Genomic DNA, 8,906 nt, shown 5'->3' on the forward strand with positions numbered 1-8,906 from the left:
CCAGCGTGTTGTCGAGCAAGGGGGACGTTTCGATAGTCACGCGTGGCCCTCCTGCGGGATTCGATGAAGCGACCAAGTAGCGATCACGGCATCGTCGGGACCGATAGGCAACCACGTGGCCGGGTTGGCCACGGAGGCGCGCACCTCGTCGGCGACTGAGTTGATGGCGCGGCTCGCGCCCGCCAGCGCCCGGGACACCTCGCGCGCTTCGGTGCGCTCCTTCGCCAGCGTGCGTACGGTGGCGGGATTGGCCAGGTCGCTGGCGGCGTCTTCGGCTGGGGATGCTGCAGCCTCCACCTGGGCGACCCAACGCAGAAGCGCCTCGGCGTCGAGTTGTACCGTTGGCCCTTCGCCGATCACGTACAGCCAGAACACCAGGCGCACGGCGCCGGCATGTTCCGGCCCCTGGTAGGCGTCGGGCTTGTCGATCGCCAATGCGATACGGCGCACGCCTGGCGGGAGCGGCGCGCGCTCGTCGGGCTCCGCATCCAGGTCGTTGGGCGAGAACATGCGCAGGGAAACGCCGGGGATGGGTGCGCGCATGGCTTCGTTTGCCAGCGCCACGAGCTGGGCCAATTCATCGCCGGTGACGGGGCTGTTCGTGGTGCTCATGCGGCCACCTCGTGACGCGCGGCGGCGCGCTCGCGGATCCATCCGGCGATCTCGGACTCGAGCCACGCCACGGAGGGCAACGAAAGGCGCTTTGGAAACTTGCCGGCCTTCTCCAGGCGCAGGAGGTGAACGTTGCTGTAGGTGATGCCCCACTCCTGCTTAATGCGCGGATAGGTGACGATGCGATCGTGAGCGGGGGTGCTGTTATCGGTCATGGCGGTTTGCTCAGATGAAGTTCTAGACGCCGCGGCACGAAGCGCATACGGGATGCACCACGGCCATGGGACTGCTTCGTCTGTTCAGTCGAACGCGACCGGGCGACGGGCCCTTTGTGTCTGTCGTGGACACACGCACAACTGCTCTTTCAGTTGGACGGGCTTTCGCCCTTGCCTCATTGCGAGACGTGTCCTTTTAACGAGCGCTGCGTCGCTCGGCGGTTGTTCCGGCACCGGCCCCCTTCGAGCGAATACGCTACATGGGGCCTCAAACGGCGTCTACTGGGCACACGGCTAAACCAACGGCCTGGCTCGCGAAAAAATCAATTGGCCGATGCGTGTCGTGGCGTGTGGTTGCGCCATTTCCACCCGAACGCTCGGCTCCGGGTCGCAGGGATTTCGGCTTAATTTTTGCCGCGCAGAATGCGCTCTAACTCCGCGTCGAACGCGTCCAGCGCCTGGCGCTTCTCTGGCAGGTATAGCTCCGGGTTGTTCCGGTAGTGCGTGCCCGTGACCCCTGCAACGCCGTGGCTCTGCAGCCGGTCGGCCAGCTCGTCGGGGATGCCCGCGGCCTGCATCATTTGCGCGCAGGTGCGGCGTAGGTCGCGCGGAGTGAATGGCGCGATCTTCTTTCCGTCGAGCGTTCCGTGTTCGGACTCCAGCCAGTTACGCACCGCGCTGGCCGGCGATGCAATGTCGATCGGCCCCTGTTCCGTGGTCGACCACGGCCACGCGCGCGAACCGCTTACGCGGCGCACGCGCTCCAGGATCTCGACCATGCGATCAGACATCGGCACCAGGTGCACGCGAGGCTGACCGCCGCGGCCCTTGCGGTCCACCAACGACACCCGCCGCTTATCCACGTCGTAGGAGGCCCAAGGCTCGCGCGCGAGCTGGTGGGTGCGCTGGCCACCGCTGGCGATCGTGAAGCGCAGGAGGTCGGCCATCACGGGGCCCACTCGCGGGGCCTTGTCGATGGTGTCCCAGAAGTGCCGCAGCTCCGTCGGCGATAGGGCGCGCGTTCCCGGCGTTGACTTTGCCTCGCGCGGGATGCTCGCCATCGGGTTGGACCGGATTGCGTACGTGCGGGTGGTGGCGCGCGCGACGGAGTTTTCCGATTGCATCCCGTAGGCGAACGCCGCGCGCAAGAAGGATTGCACCTTGTCCGCGCTGCCCTGGGCGCCGTTCTCGCTCTGCCGGCCCTTGCTGCCGCGGCCGGTCTTGGGCCGGGCCGTGCTCCCGTGGAAGATCGGGCGCAGCAACGCCACGACGTGCGCCGGCTCCACGTCCCGAGCCTTCATCGAAAGCAGGGCGGGCGCCTGTTCCTCGAGCTTCGCGGCGATGCGCTCCCATTCCTTAATCTGCCGCTTTGTGGCCGGCGCGCGCTTCTCGGACCCCTCTTTGCGCCACGTTGTGTAGTCCTGCAGCAGATCCTTGAGCGTGCCGCGCTCGCTATCGACCGCGCGCAGGTGCTTGGCGCGCTCGCGCTCCTCCACCGGGTTGCGCCCCTCGTTGATGAGCGCGAGCGTCCGCGTGGCTTCCTCGCGCGCCTGCTTCAAGCTCAGCGCGCGCAGGCCGCTTGGGAACTGGTCGCGCGGCGCCGTGTCTGGGATAGGGGCGCCGTCACTCTGGCGCACGTAGTGGCCAAGCCTGATGCGCCGGACGCCTTCGCCCGGGATCCGCTTGATGAGCACCCACGTCATGGCGCCACCGGGCGAAACGCGCAGCGCCAGCCCACGAACGAGCCCGTCCGCATAGTCGACTTGCTTGTCCGTCGGCTTGATGGCATCGAGAAACTTTTGGGTCAGGCTGCTACGATCTCGGCTCTTCGGCATGGCGTCCAGTCAACGCTAGGCAACAAGTAAGGGTGTCTCGGCAGGATTTCCCTTGTTGCCTGATGTTACTACGTGAAGCGCTCAGAGCGAGGCGCGTAGCGGCCTGGCAGCCTGCAGAAGGCAACAATTCAAGTCGGCAGCAAACACGAACAACGCGTTTGTAATCAGTAGGTCGCGGGTTCGACTCCTGCTGCCGGCACCAGCCGCGCGCCAGCGCGCGCGGGCACCCACCGGACGGACGAGGCCCCTATGACCCAGCAGACAGTCAGCTTGATCGGCGCACCCACCGACATCGGCGCAGGCCATCGCGGCGCGTCGATGGGGCCCGAGGCGCTGCGCGTGGCCCGGTTGGGCGAGAAGCTGGAGGCGCGCGGGCTGAAGGTGCTCGATCGCGGCAACCTGCAGGGTCCGCTCAATCCCTGGCTGCCGCCGGAGAACGGCTACCGCCACCTGGACGAGGTGGCGGCCTGGAACATGGCCGTCCATACGGCCGTGCGGCAGGAACTGCAGGCCGGCCGCGTGCCGGTGATGCTGGGTGGTGACCACTGCCTGGCGATCGGTTCGATCTCCGCCGTGGCCGACCATTGCCGCGACACCGGCAAGAAGCTGCGCGTGCTCTGGCTGGACGCGCACGCGGACTTCAACACTGCTGACGCCACGCCATCGGGCAACATCCATGGCATGCCGGTGGCCTGCCTGTGCGGCAACGGACCGGACGTGCTCACCGGGATCGGCAACCATCGCCCGTCGACCTCGCCGCACGTGTTCCGCCAGGTCGGCATCCGCTCGGTGGACGATGACGAGAAGAAGCTGGTGCGCGAGGCCGGGATGCAGATCTTCGACATGCGCCACATCGACGAGGTCGGCATGAAGCGCACGATGGAAGAGGCGCTGGCCGACGTCGACGGGAACACCCACCTGCACGTCAGCTTCGACGTCGATTTCCTCGACCCGGCGATCGCGCCGGGCGTGGGCACCACCGTGCGCGGTGGCCCGACCTACCGCGAGGCGCAGCTGTGCATGGAGATGATCGCCGATACCGGTCGCCTGGGCTCGCTGGACATCGTCGAGCTCAATCCTGCCTACGACAAGCGCAACCAGACCGGCAAGCTGGCGGTGGACCTGGTCGAGTCGCTGTTCGGCAAGTCCACGCTGATCCGCTGACCGCCGGCGCCGGACTGCGACAGAACCGCGCATACCGGCGCGGCTTGCGAACGCCTATCATCGACCGGCTGGCGGCCGCATGCCGCCGGCCGCGTACTCACACCCAGAATCCGACGTCATGAACCGAACCCGCGTCCTCACCGGCATTACCACCACCGGTACCCCGCACCTTGGCAACTACGCCGGCGCCATCCGCCCGGCGATCGCCGCCAGCCGCCGCGAGGATGTCGACGCGTTCTTCTTCATGGCCGACTACCACGCGCTGATCAAGAGCGACGACCCCGCGCGCGTGGCGCGTTCGCGGCTGGAAATCGCCGCAAGCTGGCTGGCCTGTGGGCTGGATCCGGAGCGGGTGACGTTCTACCGCCAGTCCGACATCTCCGAGATTCCCGAGCTCACCTGGATGCTCACCTGCGTCACCGCCAAGGGCCTGCTGAACCGCGCACACGCCTACAAGGCGGCGGTCGACCGCAACGTGGAGACCGGCGAGGACCCGGATGCCGGCGTCACCGCGGGCCTGTACATGTACCCGGTGCTGATGGCGGCCGACATCCTCGCCTTCGACGCGCACAAGGTGCCGGTCGGGCGCGACCAGATCCAGCACCTGGAGATGGCGCGCGACATCGCGCAGCGCTTCAACCACATCTACGGCGAGGATTCGTTCGTGCTGCCGGAGGTGCAGATCGAGGAGCAGGTGGCGACGCTGCCGGGGCTGGACGGTCGCAAGATGTCCAAGAGCTACGACAACACGATCCCGCTGTTCGCCGGCGGCGCCAAGGCGCTGCGCGAGGCGGTGATGCGCATCGTCACCGATTCGCGCCTGCCGGGTGAGCCGAAGGACCCCGACTGCTCCTCGCTGTACACGCTCTACCGCGCGTTCGCCAGCGACGCCGACGCCGGCGCGTTCCGCGGCGCGCTGGCGTCGGGGCTGTCCTGGGGCGAGGCGAAGCAGGCCCTGTTCGACCTGCTCGAGGGCCAGCTCGCGCCGATGCGCGAGCGCTACGAGGCGCTGATCGCGAAGCCCGCGGACATCGAGGACATACTGCAGGAAGGCGCGCGCAAGGCACGCGCCGTCGCTACCCCCAAGATGGCGCGCCTGCGCGACGCGGTCGGGCTGGGCAGTCATGTGGTCGCCACCGGTGCCGCCGATGCGGCCCGGCCACGCGGGGACAAGCCGCCGCGCCTGGCCAGCTTTCGCGACGAGGACGGCCGCTTCCGCTTCCGGTTGTTTGCCGGCGACGGCGAGGAACTGCTGCTTTCGCGTGCCTTCGACGACCCCAAGGCGGCCGGCGTGGCGCAGAAGCAGCTCAAGCAGGCCGGGGCCGCGGTGGTGTTGCGCGGCACGCCTACCGGCGTGACGCTGGAGCTCGGGGGCGAAGAGGTCGCCAGCACGCCCGTGTACGCCGACGCGGCAGCGCGCGACCAGGCGTGGGGCCGGTTGCGCGAGGCGCTCGACCAGCTCGCCGGCGCGGCCTGAGGAGGACGGCGATGTTCCGTTATCTCGCCCTGCTGTTGCTGGCCCCCTGGTTGCTGATCCTGGGCTGGGCCTATTTCACCTATCCCAAGAGCCTGCCGCGCACCATGGCGCGCCGGGTGTTCGACGGGTTGGCCCTGGTGCTGGCCGCCGCCGCCGCGGCATGGAGTGCCGCCTGGGGTTTCATGGCTGCGCCGCCGGCGCACGTCGACGCGTTCGGCCGTGCCAGCGGTGCGATCTGGCAGCAGGTGCTGCCGGCCTTGCTCGGCTACGGCGCCTGCGTGGGCGTGCTGGCCGTGGCGATGCTGATCCGCTACCTGCTGTGGCGCCCGACCCGCGCCGGAGAGTCGACATGACGGACGACAAGCTGCTCGGCGAACTGGCACGGCTGTTCGAACGGCACGAGCTGGAGCTGGAGCCGGACGAGGACTGGCTGCTGACCGATGGCGACTACCCGGCCGTGCGTGCCCACTGGGAGGACGCCCCCGCGCCCGGCCAGCCCGGGCGACTGGACATCGACCTGGTGCTGGACGAGGACCGCCGGCTCGAGCTGAGCTACGCCGGCAACGGCCGGGGCGAGGCGGGCTGGCGCGATGCGCTGGAGCGCTTCGCCCGCGGCGACCTGGCAGTGCTGCTGGCTGCCTGCTGGTACCTCACGGACGAGCGCAAGCTGGAACTGGCGCAATGGGAGCTGGGGTTGCGCCAGTGGGACGCGTTCATCGGCCGCTTCGTGGTCGAGGGGGCGGACATCGCGGTGCCGCCCGGCATCCTCGCCAGCGTCGCCGACGCGCTGAAGGGCGAGGCACTTGCCCCGAGCCTGCATTGGGTCCGTCTGTTCCTGCGCCGGGCAGGCGACGGCACGCTGTCCACCGAAGTGTTGCTGGACAACGCGCCCTGGCCGGCCGGCGACCGCGCGCTGGCGGCACTGGCGTGGCCGGAAGCGGCACAGGCTTACGACGTGCGCGCCCTGGTCGCGCTGGACGTGCGCGATTATTGAGCGTCCGGCACGACGCGCCCCTGTCTAGTCCCAGCGGTTGACGTGCGGGCCGAAGCGTTCGCGCTGCTTCCGTATCACGCAGAAGCGGTGGCCGGTCGGCGCCTGCATCACCCACCAGCGTTCCTTGACGAAGGCGATGGCGGTGGCGCCCAGGGCCTGCAGGCGGGCCACTTCGGCGTCCAGGTCGTCGGTCTCGATGTCCAGATGCACGCGACTTTCGTGCGTCACCCTCTGCAGCAGGACGATCGGTTCGTCGTCGGCGGTGGCGAGCGCCGCGTAGCGGCCGTCGCCGTCCTGGTCGGCATCCTCGACCGGTTTGCCGAGCGCGGCGCTCCAGAACCGGACGGCCGGCTCCAGGTCGTCGAGCTGGCAGTCGAGCACGATGGTGCTGAGGCGGCTGTGGTGCATGGAGGGGCCTCCGTAGGGACGAGAGGCCGAGGGTATGCGCCCGGGCGTCAAGAAAAAAAACGGAGCGCCGGGCGCTCCGTTCTTCTGGCAGGGGCAGGGGAGACGGGCCCGCTGCGCCCAGTCCCCGCCGCTTCTGGTCCTTACTGCGGCAGCCCCAGGTCGTCCAGCAGGGCCTTGAGGAAGCGCGCCGCCTCGCCGCCGGTGGCCGCGCGGTGGTCGAAGGTCAGGCTGATCGGCATGCGCCGGTGCACCTCGATGCCGCCCATCACCGCGACCACGTCGTGGCTGAGCTTGCCGGCGCCGACGATCGCCACGCAAGGCGGCACCACCACCGGCGTTGCGTAACGTCCTGCGAACATCCCGAAATTCGACAGGCTGATGGTGTAGCCGGCCAGTTCGGACGACGGGATCGAGCGGTCCTCGACCTGTGCGCGCAGGCGCTGGATGCCGGCACGGATGCCGGCGCCGTCCAGCACGTCGGCATTGCGCAGGGCTGGCACGAACAGGCCGTCCTCGGTATCCACCGCGATGCCGATGTCGACGTGGCGGTGCAGGGTGCGGGTGAGGTTCTTGCCGTCGAACCAGGCGTTGAGCGCGGGCACCGCCTTGCATGCGGCGACGATCGCGCGGATCAGGCGTGCGGTGATGTCCTGCTTGCCGATCCAGGCGTGCAGGTCGGCGTCGTCGACCAGCGTGGTCGGCACGACCTGGGCGTGGGCCTCGGCCATCACGCGGGCCATGTTGCGGCGCACGCCCTTGAGCTGCTCGGGCTGGCCGGTGGCCGGCTGCGACGGCGGCGCGGTGCGCACCGGCTTGCCGGCGAGCGACACCGGGCCGCGCTGCGGCGCGGGGCCGGGCTCGGGCAGTGCCGGTGCCAGGTGGCGGCCGGCCGAGGCCGGCACCGCACGCGCCGGGGCGCCGCCGAGCGGGGCGCTGCCGTTGGCGGCGGCGTCCTTGACGTCCTTCATGGTGACCACGCCGTCGGCGCCGGTCGGGCGCACCTTGGCGAGGTCGACCTTGAGCTTCTTCGCCAGCGCACGCACGGCCGGGACGGCCTTGACGCCGCCGATGCTGGCGGCCTGCTCGACGTGCACGGCGTTGCCGCTGACCATCGCGCCGACCACGGTGCCTTCGTCCTCGCGGTCCTTGCCGCCGGTCTCGACCTCGCCGCCCTCGTCGGAGGCGACGACCTTGTTGCCGTCGTCCGGCGCCGGGCTGCCCACGCTCTTCTTCGGACCGTGGTGGTGGCCGGTGGACTCGGCCTCGGCGCGCTGCTTGGCGTTCGGGTCCGGCTCGAAATCCGCCAGCGCGGCGCCGGTCTCGATCACGTCGCCGGCGGCGCCATACAGCTTGGTCACCTTGCCGGTGTAGGGCGAGGGCACCTCGACCACCGCCTTGGCGGTTTCCATCGAGGCCAGCGGGGCGTCGAGCTTGATCGTGTCGCCGACCTTCACGTGCCATTCGACGATGGTCGCGTCGGGCAGGCCTTCGCCGAGGTCGGGGAGGTGGAACGTCTTGATGTCAGCCATGGCGCAAATTCCAAAGTGGGTTTTGGGCTCCCTCCCCTGCTGGCAGGGGAGGGTTGGGGAGGGGTGCCTTCGCCATCAGCGAAGCGCAAGAACCCCCTCCCGACCTCCCCCTGCTCGCAGGGGGAGGAGCAGGGCTCAGCTTGCCGCCAGCGTGCGCTTGGCCGCTTCGACCACGCGCTCGGTGCTGGGCAGGTACTTCATCTCCAGGCGGAACAGCGGGATGTGCGTGTCGAAGCCGGTCACGCGCTCGACCGGCGCGAGCAGGTCGAACATGCATTCTTCCGCCAGGCGCGCGGCGATCTCGGCGCCGAAACCGGCGGTCTTGGGCGCCTCGTGCACGATCACGCAGCGGCCGGTCTTGGCGACCGACTCGGCGATCGTGTCGAAGTCCAACGGCGTCAGCGTGGCGACATCGATCACCTCGGCGCTGATGCCCTCGGCGGCCAGCGCGTCGGCCGCCTCCAGCGTCTCCTTCACCTGCGCGCCCCAGGTCACCAGGGTCACGTCGGTGCCGTCGCGCAGCACGAAGCACACGTCCAGCGGCAGCGCTTCGCCGTCGTCCGGCACCTCTTCCTTGTACTGGCGGTAGATGCGCTTGGGCTCGAAGAACATCACCGGATCCGGATCGCGGATCGCCGCCAGCAGCAGGCCGTAGGCGCGCGCCGGCGAGGA

The 8,906-nt window shown here is 69.4% G+C and carries 10 protein-coding genes; 4 read left to right on the forward strand and 6 right to left on the reverse strand.

Annotation, left to right across the window (positions count from 1 at the left end; all coding sequences use genetic code 11):
- Positions 1–36: 36 nt before the first annotated feature.
- The 3 genes from VFH59_RS11280 to VFH59_RS11290 form a co-directional block, all read right to left on the reverse strand.
- A complete protein-coding gene (locus tag VFH59_RS11280; RefSeq protein ID WP_325164993.1) occupies positions 37–612 on the reverse strand; it encodes a hypothetical protein in 576 nt (191 codons plus the stop codon).
- Positions 609–827: a helix-turn-helix transcriptional regulator gene (locus VFH59_RS11285; protein WP_325164994.1), complete on the reverse strand. Its 219-nt coding sequence runs from the start codon at positions 825–827 to the stop codon at positions 609–611. The genes VFH59_RS11280 and VFH59_RS11285 overlap by 4 nt, the downstream gene beginning before the upstream one ends.
- Before the next feature lie 404 nt (positions 828–1,231).
- Entirely contained in the window at positions 1,232–2,662 is a 1,431-nt protein-coding gene (locus VFH59_RS11290) for a site-specific integrase (protein ID WP_325164995.1), read from the reverse strand.
- A 249-nt stretch (positions 2,663–2,911) separates the two neighbouring features.
- Between VFH59_RS11290 and rocF the strand changes: the two genes are divergently transcribed.
- The 4 genes from rocF to VFH59_RS11310 all read left to right on the forward strand — a co-directional run bounded on the left by rocF (position 2,912) and on the right by VFH59_RS11310 (position 6,297).
- Positions 2,912–3,826 carry an arginase gene (rocF, locus tag VFH59_RS11295; RefSeq protein WP_325164996.1) on the forward strand — a complete coding sequence of 305 codons (915 nt, stop codon included), beginning with the start codon at positions 2,912–2,914 and terminating at the stop codon, positions 3,824–3,826.
- A gap of 118 nt (positions 3,827–3,944) precedes the next feature.
- On the forward strand, positions 3,945–5,303 hold the full coding sequence (locus tag VFH59_RS11300; protein WP_325164997.1) for a tryptophan--tRNA ligase: 1,359 nt from the start codon (positions 3,945–3,947) through the stop codon (positions 5,301–5,303).
- Positions 5,304–5,314: 11 nt separating this feature from the next.
- Positions 5,315–5,656, forward strand: a complete 342-nt coding sequence (locus VFH59_RS11305; RefSeq protein WP_325164998.1) for a hypothetical protein — start codon at positions 5,315–5,317, stop codon at positions 5,654–5,656.
- Entirely contained in the window at positions 5,653–6,297 is a 645-nt protein-coding gene (locus VFH59_RS11310; protein WP_325164999.1) for a DUF6348 family protein, read from the forward strand. Before VFH59_RS11305 ends, VFH59_RS11310 begins: the two co-directional genes overlap by 4 nt.
- 24 nt (positions 6,298–6,321) lie before the next feature.
- Here VFH59_RS11310 and VFH59_RS11315 read toward each other — a convergent pair whose 3' ends face one another.
- The 3 genes from VFH59_RS11315 to VFH59_RS11325 form a co-directional block, all read right to left on the reverse strand.
- Positions 6,322–6,705 (reverse strand): VOC family protein, encoded by a 384-nt coding sequence (locus VFH59_RS11315; protein WP_325165000.1) that lies wholly within the window; start codon positions 6,703–6,705, stop codon positions 6,322–6,324.
- 140 nt (positions 6,706–6,845) lie between these two features.
- Positions 6,846–8,234 (reverse strand): dihydrolipoamide acetyltransferase family protein, encoded by a 1,389-nt coding sequence (locus VFH59_RS11320; RefSeq protein ID WP_325165001.1) that lies wholly within the window; start codon positions 8,232–8,234, stop codon positions 6,846–6,848.
- Positions 8,235–8,369: 135 nt separating this feature from the next.
- Positions 8,370–8,906, reverse strand: a 537-nt coding sequence (locus tag VFH59_RS11325; RefSeq protein ID WP_325165002.1) for an alpha-ketoacid dehydrogenase subunit beta, incomplete at its 5' end; no start/stop codon positions are given.

This window comes from Frateuria sp. (assembly GCF_035695185.1).
Lineage (GTDB): Bacteria > Pseudomonadota > Gammaproteobacteria > Xanthomonadales > Rhodanobacteraceae > Frateuria_A.